Below are 22,155 nucleotides of genomic sequence, written 5' to 3' on the forward strand. Positions count from 1 at the left end.
CCTCACTGAGTAACATAGGTATCTACATTGTCTGCTGTCACGAGAGTTACACCGGAATCGATCAATGTTTCTTCCAGTTCTTCCCCATCGTTGAGCTGATTCAGCATGTCTACCGCCATCTTGCCCATATAATTGGGTTTCTGAGCTATCGTTCCATATACGACACCCTGTCGGATATAGTCCAGACATTCGTCCGTATCATCAAATCCAATCACTGTGATCTCGCCTTCTCTGCCCTGTTCAACCAAAATCTTTCCTGCTGCTACAGCTCCCGTTCCCTCACTTCCAAAGATCGCCGTAATCTCAGGATATGCCCTGAGCATATCCTGGACTTTCTGGGTGGCTGTGAGCATGTCAGAATCACACGCCTGGATGTCAATAATCTCCATATCCGCTTCCTCGGCGATCGCGTCTTCAAATCCCTGAATCCTGTCAGTGTCTGTCTCCTGAGATTCTGAGCCACGGATTATACCGATCTTTGCGTTTCCGCCGGTAGCCTCGATCATCGCTTCTCCCGCTTCCTTCCCTGCATCATAGTTTGACGTTCCCACATAAGCTTCTCTTTTACTGTCGGGTGCGTCAGTATCAATAAGTATGACAGGAATTCCAGCATCTTCCGCCCGGTCAATGGCCGGCCCGAGAGCAGATGGTGAAAGCGCCATTGTAATGATTCCATCCACCTTGGATGCTATGGCTGAATCAATATATTTTGTCATTGCGTCCACGTCTACTTTTGTCTCGCCAATCGTGTTCACACTTACTCCTGTAGCTTCGGCTTCCGCCTGGATGCCTTCATCAACAGTCATCCAATACTCATGATTGATAAGCGGAGACACAAATGTATAATTATACTTTGCCTTACTGCTATCTTCTGTCCCTGCCTGCTCTGTGTCAGTCCCGTTACTTTCCGTAGCTGTTTTCTGGCATCCCGCCAGCATACCGGCAGTAATAAGTCCTGCCAGCAGCACGGACATAATTCTTTTTTTCATAAATCATCCTCCGTCTGTTCTGTACTTTCTGGTTAATATTATTATCTTCTACACTCTTTCTTTCCTGCACTCTCTTTAAATCGTCGAAATATGTATATATCGTGGTTCCGGTACAGCCGGCTCTTCGTCTCCCAGATATGCTCCCTGTTCCAGAAGCCTCTTCTGTAGCTTATTAATGTCAACTTTCCGCAGGGCGACATCGTCCCGGACACTAAGCGCAGCCGCTGCTCCCGCCGCCTCTCCCGTGGCAAAGCATGTTGCCTGTACAGATATGCCTTCATGGGCAATGCTTCGGCCTGCAGCTATAATATTTTCCACCTGAAGCGGTAGCAGACTGCGATATGGAATACTGTACGCATGCCCCGGAATCAACCAGTAAAGTTCACATCCTGCCCCATCCGGATTATGGATATCCACACCATAGGCATTCATAGCAATCCTATCCTCAAACAAGCGGTAATGAAGGATATCATCCACAGTTACTTTATATTCTGCCTTGATCCTTCTTGATACCATCATTCCCATCATCCCCGCAATCTTTGTAAGTCTCGCATGTTCTGCTCCTTTATAATTCTTATGAAGCCAGTCGAGGACTTCTACAATCTGCTTTCTGCACGCGATCTCTCCCCGGGTAATATCCTCAGCGGAACATGGATCGATACCTGTCACTCTTGTCATTTCTGCACGGAATTCATCATCCCTCAGCAAAGGGAAAAGATTGACAGCTCCATAAGCCAGCTTTTTATCGACTGTCCAGGTGACCACATTGGGATCCAGGCCATCCATACAAAACATCGTGGATACCGGACTATTCACCTTCTCAAACGGAGCTCCTGCAAACGCCATAATATCCGCGTCTCCTGTACAGTCAACGATCCGTTTCGCATATACTGCCTGACGCCCGGACTTATTCTCGATGATAACTCCTTTCGCTGTGCTGCCTTCCATGATCACATCAGCTATAAATGTATGATACAGCACTTTGACACCGTACTTTTCCATCATTTCATCTGCCGCCAGTTTGTAGATCTCGGGATCAAAAGGGCAGATATCCGTATCCGGTTCATGTCTGTTCGCTGAGAAATAGGGTTTTTCTTCCTTCAGGTGCAAAGGCTTGATACATCCATGCTTTTCCTCCAGCAGGTTTGTGAATTCTTCCCATACTCCTTTAATTACTTGGCGTTTCCCTGTATACGCAGACATTGACATAAAGGATGTTACCAATCCATTGGTCCCCTGCCCCCCTAAACAGTTAAACCTCTCCAGTATAAGTACATCCATTCCTCCTTTGGCTGCGCTGACCGCAGCCGCGATCCCGGCCGGTCCGCCGCCGCACACAAGAATATCCGTCTCAAAGGCCACGGGAATATCCTTCTGTGGTTCTGTAAAAAACTTTTTCTCTACCATTATTATTGCTCCTTATTAATTTAAGAACAGCGCCGATCTTTATACATTTATTGTAACGAGCGTCATTTTTCAGGGCAATAGCAGCATTTTTTGTTTTAATGTGATTCTTTTGATTGAGGGATATAAGTTTTTTAGATTGTTATATAATTTTTAGATTAGATAAAGATTTTTGTTACAGATTGCAAAAATTAAAAAATAGTAATAAAAATCCCTGACAGGAATCGCATACCTGACAGGGATTTCATTTCTTTTCTATTAATTTTACGCGAGTTTCATCGGGTTGACCTTTACGCTCGGGCCCATTGTAGATGTAAGAGTCACGCTCTTCAGGTACTGGCCTTTCACCGCTGCCGGTCTCGCCTTGTTGATCGCATCGATCAGCGTCTGGAAGTTGTCCGCTAACTGCTCCTCGGTAAAGGAAGCCTTACCGATCGGCACGTGGATAATGTTTGTCTTGTCGAGTCTGTACTCGATCTTACCGGCTTTGATATCGTTGATCGCCTTTGTTACATCCATTGTAACTGTTCCCGCCTTCGGGTTCGGCATAAGACCTTTCGGTCCCAGTACACGTCCGAGACGTCCGACAACGCCCATCATATCCGGTGTCGCTACAACAACATCAAAGTCCAGCCATCCTTCATTCTGAATCTTCGGGATCAGCTCATCTCCGCCTACATAATCCGCGCCTGCTGCCTGCGCTTCCTCAGCCTTCGCGTCCTTCGCGAACACAAGGATACGGACTTTCTTTCCGGTTCCGTGCGGAAGCACCACCGCGCCACGGATCTGCTGGTCTGCATGACGTCCGTCGCAGCCTGTTCTGATATGCGCCTCGATGGTCTCATCAAACTTTGCTGTTGCTACTTTCTTTACTAAAGCGACCGCCTCTTCCTTATCGTAGAGATTGCCTTTCTCGATCAGTTTTGCGGCCTCGATATATTTCTTTCCTCGTTTCATTTTACAATAACCTCCTTGTGGTATTGGCGGGATCTGTCCCTCCCACTTGTTTCCTTGCTTCTAAGGTAGTTGTTCAGTTCGTTCACACCAGGCTCGAATGAGGATACTCCTCACCCTGTTCGGAGTATCTGCCTTCACACTAAGCTCGAAAACGCCTCGCTAAGTGTTCAGCGCATCGCCAGGTGCTCTATTCCTCTACAACGACTCCCATGGAACGGCATGTTCCTGCCACCATGCTCATTGCCGCTTCAACAGTTGCAGCGTTCAGGTCCGGCATCTTCATCTCAGCGATCTCCTGAAGCTGAGCCTTTGTGATCGTCGCCACCTTATTCTTGTTCGGCACACCGGAACCGGACTGGATCTTGCATGCTTTCTTGATCAGGACTGCTGCCGGCGGTGTCTTTGTGATAAAGCTGAAGCTTCTGTCATTGTACACCGTGATGACAACCGGGATGATCAGGTCTCCCTGGTCTGCTGTCCTCGCATTGAACTGCTTTGTAAATTCAACGATGTTTACACCGTGCTGTCCAAGCGCGGGTCCCACCGGCGGTGCCGGAGTTGCCTTTCCTGCAGGAATCTGTAATTTGATATAACCTTCTACTTTTTTTGCCATTTTCAATTACCTCCTTGTGGTACCTGCGGGGCCCAGGCCCCTCCCACTCATCTTTAATCCATTTTCTTCACTTCTGCGAAGCCAAGTTCAACCGGTGTCTCCCGGCCAAACAGCTCGACATTGATCGACAGGCTCTTCTTCTGTTCGTTCATGCTGTGCACGACTCCCACTGTGCCTTCCCAGGCCCCGCTCGTCACAACCACCGTGTCGCCGACACCAAAGTTGACAACGATATTGTCGCGCCTGATGCCAAAGTGATCCATCTCGCTTTCTTCCAGCGGGACCGGTTTGGAACCTGGCCCGACGAATCCGGTAACCCCACGGGTATTTCTCACCACATACCATGTATCATCATTCATGATCATATGGATCATGACATAGCCCGGGAACAGCTTTCGCTGCACGACCTTCTGGACGCCTCCCCTCAGTTCCGTTACTTCCTCCATGGGAACACGGACCTCAAGGATCTGGTCTTCCAGATGACGGTTCTCGATCGTCTTGTCAATGTTCGCTTTCACTTTGTTTTCATATCCGGAATAAGTATGAACTACATACCATTTTGCCTCTGACATAAAATCACCTTTCTGCGGTCAATTACTTCACCAAAAAGTCAATCCCGTATCTCAGGATCGCATCGATCACAGCGATCACAGCTCCAAGAACAACGGAAACGGAAACAACTGCCGTGGTCTGCCTTATCAGTGTTTTCCTGTCTGGCCAGATGACTTTCTTGAACTCTGCCTGAAGCCCTTTGAACCAGCTTGTTTTCTGAGTTTTGGCTTTCTCACTCATATCATCCACTTCCTTCCCACGACTACTTTGTCTCTTTGTGCAGCGTGTGTGACCTGCAGAATCTGCAGTACTTCTTGGTCTCCATACGGTCCGGATGAGCCTTCTTGTCTTTCGTCATGTTGTAGTTACGGTTCTTGCACTCCGTACACTCCAGCGTAATTCTTGTGCGCACAACTTCCACCTCGCTTTTTACTTATTCACCTGCGTGTTGCTGATGGCTGCGGGCCATCGATTTTTAGGCATAAAAAAAAGACCTAACTTCCATTCGCCGTAGTATTGTACCACGGCGAGCGGAAGTAAGTCAAGTAGTTTTGCCTATTATCCTTCGATAGCAATGGTCTTTTTTGTCTCCACCGCTTTCGCATCCTTCTTCGGGATGGAAAGCTTAAGGATTCCGTGTTCATATTTCGCTTTGATATCTTCCTGAGTCAGCGCGTCGCCGACATAAAAGCTTCTCTGCACTGCTCCCGCATAACGCTCCCTGCGGATATATCTGCCCTTCTTTTTCTCTTCATCCTTATCCATACCTTTCGCCGCCGAGATCGTCAGATACCCGTCTTCCAGATCCACATTGATCTCATCTTTTTTAAAGCCCGGCAGATCGATATCTACTTCATAGCCTCCATCATGCTCCCGGATATCTGTCTTCATCAAGTTTTTCGCGCGTTTTCCGTACAAAGGATTTTTCTTTCCCCAGAAATCTCTGTCAAATGGAAAATCCATCCAGTCATCATCAAATAAACTCTCTCCAAAAATGCTGGGCATCAACATATGTCATATCTCCTTTCAATAAACAGGTCCGGCGCCTTTCTGGTGCCGGACCCTTTCACTGTCTGCCCCGCGGCAGAACCAGAATGTTCCTCTTGCTGTCATCCTTCGATCGCGATGGTCTTTTTTGTCTCCACTGCCTTTGCGTCCTTCTTCGGGATGCTGATACTCAGGATTCCATTCTCATACCTTGCCCTGATATCCTCCTGGGTAAGGGCGTCTCCTACATAGAAGCTTCTCTGCATCGCTCCCGCGAACCGCTCCTGGCGGATATATTTTCCTTTCTTGTCCTGTTCATCCTTGTCCAGGCCTTTCGCCGCGGAAACGGTCAGGTATCCGTTCTCAAGATCTACATTGATCTCATCTTTCTTGAATCCCGGCAGATCAATGTCAACTTCATATCCATTGTCATGTTCACGGATATCTGTCTTCATCATATTCTTCGCGTTCTTGCCATACAGCGGATTCTTCTTTCCCCAGAAATCTCTGTCAAACGGAAAATCCATCCAGTCATCATCAAATAAACTCTCTCCAAAAATACTGGGCATCAACATATGTCATATCTCCTTTCAATAAACAACCTTATTGTTATCTTATCTATAGTATGAAGCACTTCCGGGAAACTATCCGGAGTGTTGAGTTTTGGAACTCCGGAGGGAACTTCTTTTAATGGATCCCATCTCCTTTGTTCTAGTTGTACTATAGCACCAGTTATTAGCACTGTCAAGAGGTGAGTGCTAATTTTTTTAAATTTTTGGATTTTCTAATATTTTTATCTTTTCATCAGGACTTGTCTGCATATAATATTAAGGAAATTTCCGCATATTCTGTTACTCCTGTTCTATATTCATGTTATACTTGATAAAACACTTCAGATAAAGGAGCAGGTCTATGACAGACGGAAAAAGTAAAATCTTGATCGCGGACGATGAAAAAGAGATCCGGGATATTCTCACTCTTATCCTCACTGCCGAGGGGTATGATGTCGTCTCCGCTGATAACGGGCAGAAAGCACTGGCTCTTGCGTCTGAGGATATCGATCTGTATATCCTCGATGTAAACATGCCTGTCATGTCCGGTTTTGCCGCAAGCGCGGAGATCCGAAAACATTATTTTGCCCCCATCATCTTTCTGACCGCATACTCCGGCGAATCGGACAAGCTGATGGGTTTTTCTGCCGGAGCCGATGACTATCTTGTCAAACCCTTTTCCAACACAGAGCTTCTCCTCCGGGTCAGGGCACATCTGCGAAGAGCCCAGGTATATGCTCCCGCCGGCCAAAAGCAGGAGCCCCCCTCTTCCGACAGACGGACGGCATACAAGGATCTTCTCCTGGATCCTGACAGCCAGTCGGTAGAAAAAGATGGGCAGGTCATTGTCCTGACCTATACCGAATACCGGATCCTGGAACTGTTTGTTACGCACCGGAAAAAGATCTATTCTCTCGACAATATTTATCAAAGCGTCTGGGAAGAGGATGCCGTGGGTGACAGCACCATTATGGTACATATTAAAAACCTCCGCAAAAAGCTGGGGGATAATTCCAGAAATCCAAAGTACATAAAAACTGCATGGGGGAAAGGATACTATGTGGACTAAAAGAAAAAACGCCGGTTCCCCGGATCGCTCAAGAAAGCTTTCAGCCGTAATACTTGGATACCTGCTCCTGTCCGCTCTGGTGTCTGTATTTGTTTTTATTTTTCTTTATACGATGCTCCACTCTATCGCCGACACCTATTTCTCCCGCCGGGGGATCATACTGACGGAAATGCAGGAGATTACTTTCCAGATATGGTCAAGAAGCCTCTGTGCCATTGCGGTCATCGTAATATTCATCGCTCTTTTCCTTCTAATGCTGGGGCAGAGACTTTCTTATCTCCTCACCATTATCCGCGGGATTGAAAAGCTGCGGCAGGATGACTCTGATTTCGACATCCCTCTGGAGGGGAATGATGAGCTGACCCGGCTTGCGGGAAGCATCAATTTCCTCAGTGCTTATTACCGGGAACTAAACCACAGAGAGCAGGCTCTCCGGGAAGACCGGGAAACATGGGTGCGTTCTCTGGCCCATGATATCCGCACACCTCTGACTTCCATGCTTTCCTATTCTGAATTTATGTTGGGCAAGGAAACGCTGTCCGAGGACGAAATAAAAACCTATATCCAGCTTGTACATGCCAAATCTGAACAGATCCGCCAGCTGTCTTCCCACCTTATGGAGAAGGAAACGAGAAATCTTGAAAATATAGATGATATCCATCTTCTGTTTGAGCAGCTGACAGAGGAATGGTTGACCGTCCTTGAAGAACGTTTTACCTGCATAACCGATCTGTCCGGCTGCAGATCCATTCCGGGGAAATTAGATGTCCGGGCCCTACGCAGGATCATGGATAATCTTGCTTCCAATATCGAAAAGTACGCCGACCCTTCCGATCCGGTATACCTTACTGTCAAAACCACCGGGTATCAGATTTTCCTGCTGCAGAGAAACAGGATACACAGGGATACTGTCCCTGTCTCTGAGAGCAGTCTGATCGGGCTTAAAAACATCCGGCAGATCGCCGCCATGTACAGTGGAACGGTGGAGGCCATAGAAAATGAGGGAATCTTCCAGATCAACATCAGCCTGAGCAGCGGCACTGATCTTTGAATATCTGACTTTTATGTTCTTGATCCCTGATTCTCATCTTTAGAATTCTTCAGAATCATGTATGAAATTTCTTTATAACATCCTGCTAGACTGGCAGCATAAAAGAAATCACAGGAGGAGAGAAAAATGGCATTAGGTATTTTATCAATTTTATTTGTAGGTATGAGTGTAATAAGTATTATCGGGCTGCTTGCGATGTATCTGCTGAAGGGTGAGAGAGCAAAGGCCGTCGCGTTTTACATTATGTCGGTCTGGGGAATGGCCGTATCTGCTCTGGCTGCAGTAAGCCTTCCCACTAACTATACCGGACAGAGGCTGTTCGTGTGGGGACTCGGTTTCCTGAGCGTGATCGCTCTGATCCTTCATATACGCACCAGATCAAAATCTGTAAGGCTTATCTCTTACATTCTGGTAACCTTTTCCATTATCGCCGGAATATTAAAACTATTCCTGATCTGAATTCATTATTACCGTATTACCGTCGGTCTGTATGACCGGCGGTAATTCTTTTTCAAAGTAAAAAGGCATTGTTGCTTCTTCTATTGACATTCTATCTTTTTTATGCTAATTTTCTATCATAGCAATTAGCACTCATCATATTCGAGTGCTAATAATAAAAGGAGGAGTTTCATTATGACTATGTTTATCCAACCCGTTTATAATATATTACTTTTACCTGATGTCACCTATTATTTTAAGAAGGATTTCTTTGCCGGAAAAATCGACCGTTTAAAAGAAGGTGAAGATATCCTCTTTATGATGCTGAGAAATGAGACCGACGGAAACCATTTTCAGGCAAGTGACTTTTATCCGATCGGGCTGTCCGCTCGGATTGAAAATATCAGTGAGGAGGATGTGGTACAGATCCGCACTATTGACCGGGTGGAGATCATAGATCCGGTCATCTTTGGCGGTGAAATCCAAGCTTCCTTTACCGTGCGCCCTTCTATCGAGGACTTGCCGGAAAAAGCACAGCAGGAAGAGTTCACACGGCTCCGTTCTTCTCTTTTGAAGTTTGTTCAGGGATACCAGTGGGGGCTGTGGGCAAGAGGTTACATCCTCCAGCGGAAGAATATTTATGATCTTGCCTCTGCATTGTCGGAATATCTGAATCTGACAGCCGAAGAAAAATACGAGATCCTGGCCGCGGATTCTGTTCAGGCAAAATATGAACTGATCATAAAAGCAGTCAATGAATTTATGGAGGTGGCCAAAGTCTCCGCCGAGGCTCAGGAGGCTCAGAAAGACGGACAGGAGCAGCTGTACCGGGAAGCCGCTCTGAAGAAGCAGATCGATTATCTGCAGAAAGAGCTGGATGACATGCATCCGGAAAACGTTTCAGATGTCAGAAAATTTGAAAAGAAGATCCGGCAGTCCGGTATGAACAAAGAGGCCAGGAAAGAGGCGGAAAAAATCCTCAACCGCATGCGTCAGGAAGGAAAAGAAAGTCATGAATACGGACTTCTTTATGACTATCTTGACTTTGTCACCAGCCTGTCCTGGAAGCCTCCGAAATTTACGCCTATTGATTTAAACCGGGCCGAGCAGATCCTGAACGAAGACCATTATGGGCTTAAGAAGGTAAAAGAACGTATCATACAGCAGCTTGCCGTCATGGCGCTGAACCGGAAACAGTACGGTTCCATCCTTCTCTTTGTCGGCGCCCCCGGCACCGGCAAAACCAGCATCGGGCAGAGTATCGCCCGCGCGCTGGACCGGGAGTATGTCCGCATCAGTCTGGGAGGCATCCGCGATGAGGCGGAGATCCGGGGTCACAGAAGAACCTATATCGGCGCCATGCCGGGCAGGATCATGGAGGGGATGAAACGCAGCGGCGTGTCCAATCCGGTCATGGTCCTGGATGAAGTAGACAAACTTGCAAAAGACTACGGCGGAGATCCGGCAAGCGCTCTGCTGGAAGTGCTGGATCCGGAACAAAACAGCACCTTTACCGACCACTATATGAACGTGCCTTATGATCTGTCTAATGTATTGTTCGTATGTACGGCCAACACGGTGGATACGATCCCTGAACCGCTCTTAAACCGTATGGAAGTTATCACCTTCCCCGGATATACTGCGGTGGAAAAATATCAAATTGCCAAAAAGCATCTGATCCCCAAAGCTCTTGATACCATGGGCATCCGCAAAGGGCTTCTCAGGATCACTGACGGAGCGCTGCGCCAGATCATTGATGAATATACAATGGAAGCCGGTGTGCGTGATCTGAAGAAAAATATTGAAACACTGTGCCGTACGGCAGCGGTCGAACTGGTGAAAGCCGGATCCGCGGACAAATCCAAAGCCAGCGGCAGCCCCATCTCCGTGAGCAAAAGTAATCTGGCCCACTATCTGGGGAGGAAGCAGCTTCACAGTGAACAGAAACTGACATCTTGCGTCCCCGGAGTTGTAACCGGTCTTGCCTGGACCCGGGCAGGTGGAGCGATCCTCTTTATGGAGTCAAAACTGACCGGGGGAACCGGAAGACTTCTTATTACAGGACAGCTGGGAGACGTAATGAAGGAATCGGTCCAGATCGCTTTGAGTCTTGTAAAATCACTCTATCCCAAAGAGAGCAAGATCCTGGAAGATCATGATCTACACATCCATGTCCCCGCCGGAGCGGTACCCAAAGACGGTCCCTCTGCCGGCATCACGCTGACTACAGCTCTCGCCTCTCTGATCACGGGCAAGGCGGTGGACACAGATGTAGCCATGACCGGTGAGGTCTCCTTGAGAGGCACTGTAATGCCTATTGGGGGCCTTCCGGAAAAACTGATGGCCGCTCAGCGGGCCGGAATAAAGAAAGTGTTTATTCCGGCAGATAATGTGGAAGATCTGGAGGATGTGGCGGCCGAAGTGAAAGAAAAACTGGAGATCATTCCCGTCAGAAAAGTCACAGATGTACTGAAAAAGCTTTTAAAATAAATAAACGGAGACCGGAAATTCCGGTCTCCGTTTATTTATTCTGTTCACCAAAACATTTCGTTCTTATACATGTTTTCTCCGTCTTATGATCACGGTGATCATGCAGGCCAGCGCTGCCGCCAGGATTCCCGCCGGAATCCAGATGTTGGTCTCATCCCCCGTATCGACAGCCGTTTCCTTACTGTCGGAAGGATTTTGTCCTGCCGGGTCTTTGTCCCCGGAATCTCCCGGATCTTTATTCCCGTCAGGATCCTCCGGATCAACGGGCGTTGTGGGAACTTTCTCCAGATCGCTGATCGCCTGCTCGATAGCGGCTGCTGCATCCGCCACAGCTGTCTCATCTGCTTCCGGATCAGCCAGAACCTCTTTGCCCTTCTGGACCTGGATCATCAGCTTCTGCCAGCTGTCTGCCGTATAGTCTGATTGATCCAGCCCTTCTGCCTTTGCGATCGCCTGTTCCAATGATGTCTTATCAACTTCCGGCTCTGTCGGGATTTTATTTTCAACCGCTATCGGTATGTTCACCCCATTATACGTAAAGTCACTGATCCGGATATCGATCGGTGTATTTCCTCCGCCGGAACCCGCGTAGAATCCCACACAGAGATTTTCACTGGCTGCCAGCTGATCATTTGTAACTGTCTGAGCTGTTCCCTTATTGGTGATCTCAGTCCATGTCTCTTTGTCATAACTGTAGGAGCAGAGGAACGTATTTCCTGTTTTTTCAACCTTTACCCAAACATCACTGTTGAAATCTGCATCTTCACAGTAGAACTCGGATGTGCTTCCGTTCTGTGTGGACATGACGCCAAAGGACTGCGGATGGCTGCCCATCAGATATCCGTGATGCCGGCGTCCCACTGCAAGTGACGGGCTGTCCGGATCCTCCTTATCGAATACCGTAATAAAACCGCCCTGATAGTCCGCGTTAAGACCTCCGGAGATCTTTGCCGTAATAGTAAAATCTTCATCTCCGTCCGGCACATCCATTGAGAACATATTCTCCCAGTTCCTGCTGCCGAGCACCCCATTCTCTGTTGTGATCGTCACTGTATTTTCATCTTCGATGATCACATTGTCTGTAGGATTAAGGATGGTCCACACATCTTCATTGAGTACATATTTCGGCGGCTGCACGGTCACTTTGACCTCAGCCTTTACATTTTCATCAAACGCGGAAGCTACCGTTACGGTCGTCTCTCCCGCCGCAACGCCCCGGATCACTCCGTTCTGATCTACCGTGGCAATTGTCTCATCCGCTGAACTCCATACAATATCTTTAAATTCTACATCTTCCGGACTTAAAGTCGCTTTTATCGGATCCGCATAGCGCCCGGCCTCTACAGTAACTGTCTTCGGTTCTACGGTAATGGATCGAATACTGTCCACTTCATCTTCCGGAATTGCCCGAAGGGCATAGCCCCCTCCCTGGAGCACATCCACACTCAATACATCCTGCGACGTAATATTCGTCAGAATCTCCATCACCACGTCTTCTCTTCCGTTTTCTTTATAGAGAAGCACTGTGTATTCTGTATCCGGATCCAGGTAACCCAGTGAAACATCCATCGTTCTCGGATCCTGGCTGACACCGGAAACATACCAGTTTGTCCCGGCTCTTCTCGCGATACTTACATATTTCGCGATCTCACCGCCGGCAAACTCTGTCTGATCCCATCCGTCCGGATAATCGGTATAATAGGACAGTCCCTCCGGATTGCTTCTGTAAACTTCCGGCGCGGAGCCAAGACTGTGGATCCCATCTTCCACCAGTGCTGTCAGAGCGAACTGGAATCCCATCGTCGTCTTGCTGTAATCTTTGGAGCGGATCTCCTCTGTCACTTCAGCGGGTCCCACTGCCGCGCGGGCAAACGGGATAATGGTGTACTGCCATGCGTCGATCCCGCCTTCTTCCTGCCCGGATATTGCCTCACGCCCGTATACATTCGGCCATGTACGGATCTCACCGGTGGGTTTGTTTGCTCCGTGGCAGTTTACCATCAAATGATATCTTGCCGCGTCTCTGTACAGGTCATCATAGAGCTGCATATGCGCCTGATCCTCTCCGTCAAAGAAATCCGGCTTGATCCCCACGATGCCTTCGTCTGACCATTCTTTGAAATGCCTGTCCCTCTCTTCCTGGGTATCAATGTCGGACACATGGACCCATACCCAGAGTTTCACGCCCTTTTCTTCTGCATAGTCGCGTACTTCCGGCCACCAGTCATACATGCCGCTGACATTTCCACGGCCGCCTACGTTCCAGCCCTCATCGAGGATATAGTATTTCCATCCCATTTCAGCTGCAAGATCGATCCAGTTCAGATGGGTTTCCTTCTTGGACTGGTCGCTGGCGCCGCCGCCCCAGTTTGCCACCCATGACCAGGAGGACATCCCGGGCTCTACCCACGACTCAAAATCATAGGTATCATAGTCCGCAGGCGTGCTCAGATTTTCCATCATCGTATTCTTTACGATGTCTTCCGGGCTTCCTGTGACTGCCGCTCTCCACGGAGATTTAAAAGGAGTGGTCGTAACGACAGGTGTTGATCCCTGTGTCTTACAGAACGAAACGTCCAGCAGTCCGTTCTCTTTTACGGTCAGCATGGATCCGGTATACGTCCCGTTTAAATCCGCCTCTGAGAAAAGAGTCCACACTCCGTCTTTCCCATACAGGAACGGCAGACAGGGGGTCGAGCCCGCTGCCAGACTTTCTGTTGTGGCCGCCATATAATCGCTCTGATAGCTGAAATTGGCCGACTCATAATTCATCCAGTATATCTCTGCGTTCCCCGGGAGCTGTAACCCGGAAGTCTCATCTGTGATCTGTATTTCCTGACCTTCCTGCTGTGTACGGATGGCATACCGGTAAGCCGTACCGTCATCATAAGCTCTCATGACCAGGTCAAACTCCACTGTATCGTCATTTTTCAATGTAAATGTAAGCGTCTGTTCATTACAGTGATCCGTATACTCATCGCTCTTTCCGGAGAGCACCTGGTATGTCTCATTGATCTCTTTCACATCAGAAGCGCTCTTAAAGACAAGCCCCTTTGAGAAATCGCCTGCACTGGTCACCATCCCGAGAGGCGATGTGCCGATGTTGGTGACACCGTCCTGTTTTGCGGTATACTGCAGGGTGCCTCCGGTCATCAGATCTACTGTCATCTCTGTGTTTCCGTCAGGAGATTTCAGCGTCCAGGATTCCTCCGCCACGATGTCTCCCACCTGGATCTGCACAGAAGCCGTCTTTGTGACACCGCCAAGGGTGGCTTCCGCAGTGATCGTCACTGTCCCGTTTGCCAGACCGCTGACAACACCGCTTTCATCCACAGTTGCCACTTCTTCATCGCTGCTTGTATATGTAACAGAATCAAACTTCGTAATCTCGCCGCCATTGTAGTCAAGGCCTTTTAACGTAAGCTGCTGAGTTTCGCCCACTTCCATTTCCGCGTTGCCGGAAAGTGAAACTGAGCTCAGAGATACCGGATTCGTGGCGAACGCCACCGGCTGCCCATTCACTCTCAGATCAGAAAACGTAATGTCTGTTGCCTCTTCCGTACCGCCGCTGGACGCCGCGACCGCTACATAAAGATTCGCCGGATCGATCAGGGCATTGCCCTTGTCCACCTCGCCGATATTATTTTTCGTCGTATCTACAATCTGATTCCATGCCGCCGGGTCATCGCTGTACTCTTTCGCATAGAATCCCGTGATTCTTCCGTTCTGCTTCTGAATCTTTAAATAGAATTCACCGCCGTTCTCGTCGATGCCCTCAGCCGCCTCATAGTATTCATTGGGATTCCCTCCCCGTACCATCACACCCATCAGGCTGCTGGATCCGTAATTCCCCGCGAGATACCCATGGTGCCGGAACATGACACCTACCGCGTTCTCAAGGTTCTTCCCGCTGGCGATGATCAGCTGTCCCGCCTGATAGTTCTGATCCATGATCCCACTCACCTTTACCGTGAGATACATATCATTCGTATTGGGGACCTGATAGTAGAGCACGTTATTCATCGAGTTGGTCACATCACCGCCCTCTGTCGTGATGGTAACACTTCCATCCTGGTTAACCACAAGGTTGCCGTCTGTGGGATTCTCTACCTCCCACGCGCTGGCCAGCACCATGCCGGTATCTCCGCCTGCCGCCGGAGCATTATCCGGTTCTTCCGCCAGAGCGGATACCTGACTTCCCAGTATCATCTGTCCGGCCAGTACAAGGGCGAGAGCGGCCCTGCAGCCTTTGATCAGCCAATGATTTTTTGGTTTTTACCAGTTTTCTCTCTCATTTTGACTTTTTCTCCCTTCTGATATTTGGTATAACAGCTCATTATATTACCATATTTTTCCAAATATATATACATTTTGCACATATTTTTTTTATATTTTTATATATATATTTCCCCCTATATACTCCTTTATCCAATCCATAATTTTTTGTGTGTTTTATATATTCCCATCGCTTTTACTTTTACAAAAATTCATAAAAAGATTTCCCGATTAAATCCGGTCTTCTAAATCTCCTCAATGTGAATTTTCATAGGCCGCCTGATCTCTTCCGGCATCTCTTCCGGTTCCATGGAAGCGATACGTTCCTCACTTCCATCCCGGATCGCCTGTTCATAATACCAGCATTTATATCTGATCATGTCCAGGACACGGTTCATCCGCGCGATCTCCGCTTCCACCTGTTCCTTCTGTCTCAGAAACCAGTCCTTCCCTGTCGTAATAGCGAAAAGTTGAGATCGGTATGCCAAACATTTCAGATACCTGTCCGATCGTATACATAACTTTACCTTTCGTGAAAAATTAAAACTATCTTGACCTGAAGTCAGGTTTAGGCTTTGCAATTACTCTGGCAGAGACAGAAATCAAAGTCAACAACCTAAGCTGCTCTCTGACAAAATCTGTTTTTAAAAAATAGGAGGATCGAAATATGGAAGAAAAATTGCAGTTGACCGAAGAATAGGATAAGACGTTTCCCAGAAGTAATAAAGTACATCACAGAAAGATTACATTTTACAACAGATACGGCATCACCCTGGCCGCTGATCTATGCTAGCCGGAAAATACAGCTCCCGGCACAAAACTCCCTGTCATCGCGGTCTGCGGCCCGTTCAGCGCAGTTAAAGAGCAGTCTTCCGGTCTGTACGCCCAGACCATGGCGGAAAGAGGGTTTTTGACGATTGCCTTTGACCCTTCTTTCACGGGGGAAAGCGATGGGAATCCGCGGTATGTTGCCTCTCCGGATATCAATACAGAAGATTTCCAGGTAGCGGTAGATTTTCTGTCCGTCCAAGAGTTTGTAGATTCTGAACGGATCGGGGATATCACAGACGGTCTGTGAATTCAAACGACGGCTGGAACGTAACTTCCACTCTGTCTTTTCTGAATATGCCTCTGTTACAGTACAGCAGCGAGATCCGCAGCGCAGTGCTGTTAATCCACGGAGAAAAGGCACACTCCTGTTACTTCAGCAGGGACACTTTTACTAAACTGACCGGAGATAATAAAGAACTGATGATCATTCCCGGCGCTGTCCATACCGATCTGTATGACAGAACAGATATCATTCCTTTTGATAAGATCGCTGACTTTTTTTAAAAGAATCTCTCATAAAGGACATCATGGCAGAAAAGGACCGCTCATAAGGCGGTCCCTTTCTTAGGTATAAACAATTTTTCCATATCCACTTTTTCGAGAGTGAGAAGCTCTGTCTTCCGTTCCAGTCCTCCGGCATATCCGGTCAGGCTTCCATCTGATCCCACGACACGGTGGCAGGGGATGAGGATGCTGATCCGGTTCTGTCCCACCGCGCTTCCCACAGCCTGGGCAGACATATGGGACCTTCCTTCCCGCTCCGCGATCTTCTTCGCGATATCTCCGTAAGTGACCGTCTTTCCATAAGGGATCTCCCGCAGCACCATCCATACCCGCACCTGAAAATCCGTTCCTGTCATATGGATCGACGGCATAAAATCCGGTTCTTTTCCCGAGAAATAAAGATCCAGCCAGTTCTTCGCCTGATCAAACACCGGCAGCGGCATTTCTCTGGATTCCGGAGCCAGACCCCGGGCAAAATATTTCTGTCCTTCAAACCATAGTCCGGTCAGCCCGTCCTCATCAGCCGCCAGAAGGATCCTGCCAAGCGGAGACTCATAGTAATCAGTATACGGCATAATATCTCTCCAATCCTTCAATTTTTTATTTTATTATATCATGATCCATATCAGAAGCAAAAAATTCCGGACAAGACGTACTGTCTAGCCGCGGATATACTCCAGATAGTCTTCTTCGCTTGCGAATAACATATATCTCCCATCTACATATCCCATATAGCCATCACTCACCAGATAACCTTTCATAATGTAAGCCCTCCTTATGATACAATGTTGTCCCGGAATTGTCCCATCCGGTCTTTACAACATGATCATACACAAATAGCTGTCCAATAAACAGGACTTACATTACTTCGGTCGTGAAAAACAACTATTCCCTGCATATTGCTCTATTATAATTTCCGCGTAATCTCTTTCAATTCCTCTATGAGCGTACTCCTTTCTTCCTGCCGTTATTTCAGCAGATTGATCTCATTCTGCAAGTTTTTCAAAAATGCGCCTGCGTGAGCGCCGTCCATCTGCGTGTGATGGAACTGGAAAGAGATCGGCAGATAATACCGAAACCATTTCTTTTTGTACCTGCCCCAAATAATAAAGGGATTATTGAAAATGCCGCTGTTCATACCAACAGCTCCGTCGATTTCCGTATCTATGATGGCAGATGTACCGATGACCATACTGTTTTCGGATAAGTCCCTGTCCTGACAGCTTGCGGCGACCTGCACCGTATACTTCAGATACTCCTCGTTGAATTGATTTAACCCGGCGTTATAGGAAAGGTCGCAGGAGCTGACTTCGCCCTCTTTGTTTTTTACAATGGTATTGACTGCTATGGTGTCATACTGTATGAGTTTATCACCGACCGGAAGGATGTAAAACTCTTTTACCTTTACGGCGGCGCTGCCGATACAGTAATCGAGCAGCATATTAAACTTCAGGCTTCTTTTCCTGCTGACCTTGATCAGATTGGTCACATCAAATGTCTTGAAAAAAGTTACCATTGGATTGGGGGCTTTCATCCAAAGCGCATACGCCGCAGCTCTTGTAGTATCTTTGGGATCAACTTCTTTTGGCATACTGTCCTCCATTTACTCCGCTTTCCGGATCGGATGGCGCACGACTGTTTTCAGCCGGCTCACATCGCATTTTCTCGGATCGCTCAGATATATTTTGTGATGGTATCTTGTGTCCGTAATATCCAGCTTACTTCCTATCTGGATCAGACCTTTCCGGAATCGGTTACCTCAATGGCGGGATGATCCTTGGTGAGATCGGTGACATTCTATGATAAAAAGATGGCGGAAAGCCGGACTCATTACAATATCCCGGGACACTGTGTCGGCAAACTTGTCAATACCCTTTACGGCTGGTTCCACACATATTTGGACAGCTTGTTTTCATTGTAGCCAAAGCCCCTTTTCTCATAATCCCACAGGGTAACAGCGGCCGCAAACAGTTTCATACCCACTATGCAAAGGGGAAGGAGCAGGCAAAACCATAGCGGTACGCCTCTGCCCATACCGAACAGAATCGTAAAGGGCAAAAATCCCAGGGCGGCCTTCAGTATGGAGTAGAAATAGTTTACCAGCGTATATTCCCGCGCGTCCATCCGCATAAGGATCATCACATAATATTTATCCTTGGTCGGATTGAAAAGGTGGGTGTTCGCAAAGCTGCCGATTACCGTAAGAAACAGCAGGATATGCAGGAACACCCCATTCTCCGGCAGCGTTTTATACAGAATACCGATGCCGCATACCATTGTGACGAAATAAAGGAACTTGCCGAGAAATGCAGATACGATTTCCCACAGTACAGACAATATGTTCGCAAAGATTTTAAGTCCCTTTATTTTATACAGCGTTGCCGGAAGCAGCCGCTTTAAGAGCGGTATCTGCTTTAAGAAAAACAGGATACCGTTGACACGATATGTATTTTTCAGGGAAAAGGATATTTTGAGCGTCTTATTCATTTCCTTCCTCCCTGAGTGCCGCAATGATCTTATCCTTAAATTCCCGGCTATTAAGATCGGTTTTCTCCACGACCTCCAGTTCGCCGTGATTGAGCAGCACGATCTCATCGCAGAGGTCGAGCGCCAAATCCATAATGTGGGTGGAGAAAATGGTAATGCGGTCTTGTTTCAGTGAACGGAGGAGCTGCTTCATTTCTTCCGCCACCACCACATCAAGGGATGTCAAAGGCTCGTCCAGCAGCAGAATATTCGGCTGAGCGATGATATTGATGAGCATTTGCATTTTGTTTTTCATACCGTGGGAGTAGACAGTACATATCCGATATCCTCTGCGGCCACCTCACGGCGGACGCCGTTTTCATCTTCTATATAGAAATTCCCGCTGTCTGCCTTCAAGTCTCTGTTAAGACAGTTAAACAGCGTTGTTTTGCCTGCGCCGTTTCTTCCGAGCAGCCCATAAATTTCCCCTTCATCAAATGTAAAATCAATATCTCTGAGAACTTCCTTTTTTCAAAACTCTTTGACAAATGCTCAATCGCAAATTTCATACGATCCTCCGTCACATCATTTCCTCTAAACGGTTTTTACGGAAGCGCCATAACGGTGCGTCTTGTAAATTGTCACACCGATCTCAAACAAAGTGATAACGACAATAAAAACAAGCAGCCCGTTGGATACCATATCAGCGTTCCAGTAAGTGAGAAATTTAGCTCCTGAATCTGCATTATAGCCTAACGCCTGTTCAATCTCAAGTAAAAAATTCGGATTCCAGACAGGTAAAACTTTCAGCACAATGACGCTTAACACAATCTGAATTGTCCCACACAAAATGTTGCTGATCATTATCACCTTACAATAAACGCCGATGATCAGACGCAAAATTTCATCTATAAGACCGATCAGCAGGCTGATCACAAAGACAGGCAGAACAATTCCCCATTGTTCCAAATTGAAAACGGGTACGGTTGTTATGGTTTCATTTTCTGTAAAAATCGCAGCAAAGAAATGAGGGGCAAAAATCAGCAATACAGTGAAAACAACAATAAATATAATACCTACAACGCTGTCGCCACGGCTTATAATTGCTTTTTTGTCCGGTACAGGCTCCAAAATCTTTGGCGTCCACCTGGTGGATGGTGTTTTTCGTTCTTCAGACAATCTTTCCACTGACCATTTCTCTGCTTTCTTCATTTCGATCTGGATCTTTTTCCGCTCCATAATAGCAAAAATCAGGGTCACTGCACCGAAAGCCGATATACAGGACAGCATAGCGTTAGTAATTCCTTCGATCAAACCGTCCACAATAGCCCGGATAATAACAGAGGCGGCATTCTGCGATGTAAATGCCGGCATTTCTCCTAACGTATTTATCAGAGAAACAATCAAAATTGGTACGGCAGCACATATTAAAACAACTTTTACAAACCACAAATAAGTATCGAAATATTCAGGTCCGATCAAATATTTTTTCCCGTTTTGATACTGCTTTGCAAATTCAGCAGGATCGCCAAGTTCAGTCAATACTTTTTCCATCGAATCTCTGTCAGTATACATATCACTGATAAGTTCTTCCAGTTCCATACGGACTTCCTCTCGTTGTGCTTTTGGAAGCCGCCGGATTACCTGATAAATGTAACGATTCATATAATCTTTTTCATTCGGTGTCATACTTCTTCCTCCCGCAATAATCTTTCTATTCCGGCAGATAAATTCCGCCAATATATTTTCATCTGCTCATAGATCTGTGTCCCATACTCAGTTCGTTGATAATACTTTCTTGGCTTTGCGCCACTGGTTTCCCACTTACTTTCCAAAAGCCCTTGACTCTCCAGACGGCGAAGCAGCGGATAGAGAGTGTTAGGATCAATGGCAACGCCTTTTTCTTCTAAGCTCTGCACAAGAGCATATCCATATTTGGGCTTATCCATTTGACTGAGTACGCTAATTGTCAGTGTCCCTCTGCGAAGTTCCAGAAGTAACGTGGATAATAAATCTTTTTCTTCTCCCATCAGCTTCTCCTCCTGATTCCATTATACTGTATAACATACTGTATTATCAATATTAAAATAAAGTTTATTTAAAAGTATATGCTTATTCCCGGCAACCCAATTTTATATTCATACTGCATTTCTACACCGCCATTCATTCTGGTTATTCCGAAAATAGGCAATCCCGATTGGGACTGCCTATACTCAGCACTAAAACTATTCTTAAATTTTACCCGTTAAATATTCCTCTATCTTCTCGAATATGCTCTATTATTCGCGCCCCGGCACTCTCCTGCCTTCAGAAGAATTCTCGCTGATTTTATATCACTCTTTGCAACTTCAATACAATACAACGCCAGATCGAGGTGTGTTCCCTTTTCGTTATGCGGCGTCAAATAGCTTTACCCACCCCCTCCCTTTCAATATTTGAATAAAACGGATATATACCCACCCACTTATTAAAATGCTCCTTATTATTGGCTATCGGCTTAATGTCCAGATCATAGTCCATATTAAAATCATAGGTCATGCTTAATAATTTGTGTAAAGTCTTTAACTGTACTATTTCTGACATTTTGGAATATGTGCCTGATAAAGAAGATAAGTCTTGAAAGCCGGTTCCGGATATGCTATATTGATACTAGAAAAAAGGGAAAGCCAGAAACACACGGCCTACCCCCAAATAATTACGATAACTGTTTTACACAGCCGTTCACTATTGGCAGTAGTGGGCGGCTACTTCTTTCTCTTGAAGATCTCATAACAAAGACCAACAAGAGCGACAATGAATATCATCAACTGGATTAAATCCGAGTATGTAATGTTCATCGGCATCTCCCTCCTTTCTTTCGTCTGGAGGGTTTGCCCCTCCGATAAGTGGAGGGCAGGCCGCCTTTATGCGCTCTGACTTTCCGTGCAGATAGTATAGCACATCTAGCTAAGTCAGGCAATTTATTTTATGTCTGAAGA

25 protein-coding genes and 1 pseudogene are annotated in these 22,155 nt (G+C 46.9%); 6 read left to right on the forward strand and 20 right to left on the reverse strand.

What is annotated here, in order from left to right:
- Positions 1-2 precede the first annotated feature (2 nt).
- The 9 genes from BQ7367_RS03195 to BQ7367_RS03235 form a co-directional block, all read right to left on the reverse strand.
- A complete protein-coding gene (locus BQ7367_RS03195) occupies positions 3-989 on the reverse strand; it encodes a sugar-binding protein (protein ID WP_072524194.1) in 987 nt (328 codons plus the stop codon).
- 75 nt (positions 990-1,064) lie between these two features.
- The gene (locus BQ7367_RS03200) at positions 1,065-2,396 is read right to left on the reverse strand and encodes an FAD-dependent oxidoreductase (protein WP_072524195.1); all 1,332 of its coding nucleotides are present in this window, start codon (positions 2,394-2,396) and stop codon (positions 1,065-1,067) included.
- A 261-nt stretch (positions 2,397-2,657) separates the two neighbouring features.
- Positions 2,658-3,350, reverse strand: a complete 693-nt coding sequence (gene rplA / locus BQ7367_RS03205; protein WP_072524196.1) for a 50S ribosomal protein L1 — start codon at positions 3,348-3,350, stop codon at positions 2,658-2,660.
- 187 nt (positions 3,351-3,537) lie between these two features.
- On the reverse strand, positions 3,538-3,963 hold the full coding sequence (rplK, locus tag BQ7367_RS03210; protein WP_072524197.1) for a 50S ribosomal protein L11: 426 nt from the start codon (positions 3,961-3,963) through the stop codon (positions 3,538-3,540).
- A gap of 53 nt (positions 3,964-4,016) precedes the next feature.
- Positions 4,017-4,535, reverse strand: a complete 519-nt coding sequence (gene nusG / locus BQ7367_RS03215; RefSeq protein WP_072524198.1) for a transcription termination/antitermination protein NusG — start codon at positions 4,533-4,535, stop codon at positions 4,017-4,019.
- Positions 4,536-4,557: 22 nt separating this feature from the next.
- A complete protein-coding gene (gene secE, locus BQ7367_RS03220) occupies positions 4,558-4,755 on the reverse strand; it encodes a preprotein translocase subunit SecE (RefSeq protein WP_072524199.1) in 198 nt (65 codons plus the stop codon).
- Positions 4,756-4,777: 22 nt separating this feature from the next.
- Positions 4,778-4,927, reverse strand: a complete 150-nt coding sequence (gene rpmG / locus BQ7367_RS03225) for a 50S ribosomal protein L33 (RefSeq protein ID WP_072524200.1) — start codon at positions 4,925-4,927, stop codon at positions 4,778-4,780.
- Positions 4,928-5,073: 146 nt separating this feature from the next.
- A complete protein-coding gene (locus BQ7367_RS03230; RefSeq protein WP_072524201.1) occupies positions 5,074-5,526 on the reverse strand; it encodes an Hsp20/alpha crystallin family protein in 453 nt (150 codons plus the stop codon).
- 98 nt (positions 5,527-5,624) lie between these two features.
- A complete protein-coding gene (locus tag BQ7367_RS03235; protein WP_072524202.1) occupies positions 5,625-6,077 on the reverse strand; it encodes an Hsp20/alpha crystallin family protein in 453 nt (150 codons plus the stop codon).
- 337 nt (positions 6,078-6,414) lie between these two features.
- On the opposite strand from BQ7367_RS03235, the gene BQ7367_RS03240 reads away from it, so the two are divergent.
- The 4 genes from BQ7367_RS03240 (at position 6,415) to lon (ending at position 11,101) form a co-directional block, all read left to right on the forward strand.
- Entirely contained in the window at positions 6,415-7,122 is a 708-nt protein-coding gene (locus tag BQ7367_RS03240; protein WP_072524203.1) for a response regulator transcription factor, read from the forward strand.
- On the forward strand, positions 7,112-8,173 hold the full coding sequence (locus tag BQ7367_RS03245; RefSeq protein ID WP_072524204.1) for a sensor histidine kinase: 1,062 nt from the start codon (positions 7,112-7,114) through the stop codon (positions 8,171-8,173). The genes BQ7367_RS03240 and BQ7367_RS03245 overlap by 11 nt, the downstream gene beginning before the upstream one ends.
- A 126-nt stretch (positions 8,174-8,299) precedes the next feature.
- The gene (locus tag BQ7367_RS03250; RefSeq protein ID WP_072524205.1) at positions 8,300-8,632 is read left to right on the forward strand and encodes a hypothetical protein; all 333 of its coding nucleotides are present in this window, start codon (positions 8,300-8,302) and stop codon (positions 8,630-8,632) included.
- Between the two features lie 174 nt (positions 8,633-8,806).
- Positions 8,807-11,101 (forward strand): endopeptidase La, encoded by a 2,295-nt coding sequence (gene lon, locus BQ7367_RS03255; RefSeq protein WP_442855340.1) that lies wholly within the window; start codon positions 8,807-8,809, stop codon positions 11,099-11,101.
- A 63-nt stretch (positions 11,102-11,164) separates the two neighbouring features.
- Here the strand turns inward: lon and BQ7367_RS03260 are convergent, their stop codons facing one another.
- From BQ7367_RS03260 to BQ7367_RS14915, 3 genes are all read right to left on the reverse strand, one after another.
- Positions 11,165-15,310, reverse strand: coding sequence for a glycoside hydrolase family 97 N-terminal domain-containing protein (locus BQ7367_RS03260; RefSeq protein ID WP_072524206.1), 4,146 nt, complete (start codon positions 15,308-15,310; stop codon positions 11,165-11,167).
- A gap of 311 nt (positions 15,311-15,621) precedes the next feature.
- Positions 15,622-15,756 carry a hypothetical protein gene (locus tag BQ7367_RS14910; protein ID WP_328586514.1) on the reverse strand — a complete coding sequence of 45 codons (135 nt, stop codon included), beginning with the start codon at positions 15,754-15,756 and terminating at the stop codon, positions 15,622-15,624.
- A complete protein-coding gene (locus BQ7367_RS14915) occupies positions 15,743-15,895 on the reverse strand; it encodes a MerR family DNA-binding transcriptional regulator (RefSeq protein WP_328586515.1) in 153 nt (50 codons plus the stop codon). The genes BQ7367_RS14910 and BQ7367_RS14915 overlap by 14 nt, the downstream gene beginning before the upstream one ends.
- Positions 15,896-16,118: 223 nt before the next feature.
- Between BQ7367_RS14915 and BQ7367_RS03270 the strand changes: the two are divergent.
- A pseudogene (locus tag BQ7367_RS03270) lies at positions 16,119-16,711 on the forward strand (alpha/beta hydrolase).
- Between the two features lie 41 nt (positions 16,712-16,752).
- Here the strand turns inward: BQ7367_RS03270 and BQ7367_RS03275 are convergent.
- The 8 genes from BQ7367_RS03275 to BQ7367_RS03300 form a co-directional block, all read right to left on the reverse strand.
- Positions 16,753-17,286, reverse strand: coding sequence for a methylated-DNA--[protein]-cysteine S-methyltransferase (locus BQ7367_RS03275; protein WP_072524207.1), 534 nt, complete (start codon positions 17,284-17,286; stop codon positions 16,753-16,755).
- Between the two features lie 392 nt (positions 17,287-17,678).
- Positions 17,679-18,302: a CatA-like O-acetyltransferase, family 2 gene (locus tag BQ7367_RS03280; protein WP_072526044.1), complete on the reverse strand. Its 624-nt coding sequence runs from the start codon at positions 18,300-18,302 to the stop codon at positions 17,679-17,681.
- Positions 18,303-18,586: 284 nt separating this feature from the next.
- On the reverse strand, positions 18,587-19,198 hold the full coding sequence (locus BQ7367_RS03285) for a hypothetical protein (protein ID WP_200786695.1): 612 nt from the start codon (positions 19,196-19,198) through the stop codon (positions 18,587-18,589).
- Positions 19,191-19,493, reverse strand: a complete 303-nt coding sequence (locus BQ7367_RS14920) for a P-loop NTPase family protein (RefSeq protein WP_328586516.1) — start codon at positions 19,491-19,493, stop codon at positions 19,191-19,193. The genes BQ7367_RS03285 and BQ7367_RS14920 overlap by 8 nt, the downstream gene beginning before the upstream one ends.
- Positions 19,490-19,660 (reverse strand): ATP-binding cassette domain-containing protein, encoded by a 171-nt coding sequence (locus BQ7367_RS14925; RefSeq protein ID WP_328586533.1) that lies wholly within the window; start codon positions 19,658-19,660, stop codon positions 19,490-19,492. The genes BQ7367_RS14920 and BQ7367_RS14925 overlap by 4 nt, the downstream gene beginning before the upstream one ends.
- Entirely contained in the window at positions 19,591-19,746 is a 156-nt protein-coding gene (locus BQ7367_RS14930; RefSeq protein ID WP_328586517.1) for a hypothetical protein, read from the reverse strand. Before BQ7367_RS14930 ends, BQ7367_RS14925 begins: the two co-directional genes overlap by 70 nt.
- A 25-nt stretch (positions 19,747-19,771) precedes the next feature.
- A complete protein-coding gene (locus BQ7367_RS03295; RefSeq protein ID WP_072524208.1) occupies positions 19,772-20,866 on the reverse strand; it encodes an HAAS signaling domain-containing protein in 1,095 nt (364 codons plus the stop codon).
- Entirely contained in the window at positions 20,863-21,207 is a 345-nt protein-coding gene (locus BQ7367_RS03300) for a PadR family transcriptional regulator (protein WP_072524209.1), read from the reverse strand. Before BQ7367_RS03300 ends, BQ7367_RS03295 begins: the two co-directional genes overlap by 4 nt.
- A gap of 506 nt (positions 21,208-21,713) precedes the next feature.
- Between BQ7367_RS03300 and BQ7367_RS14980 the strand changes: the two genes are divergently transcribed.
- Complete coding sequence (locus BQ7367_RS14980; RefSeq protein ID WP_072524210.1) at positions 21,714-21,797, forward strand: helix-turn-helix domain-containing protein; 84 nt, start codon at positions 21,714-21,716, stop codon at positions 21,795-21,797.
- Positions 21,798-22,155 lie beyond the last annotated feature (358 nt).

It is taken from the genome of Clostridium sp. Marseille-P3244 (genome assembly GCF_900120155.1).
In the GTDB taxonomy this organism is placed as follows: Bacteria; Bacillota; Clostridia; order Lachnospirales; family Lachnospiraceae; genus Mediterraneibacter.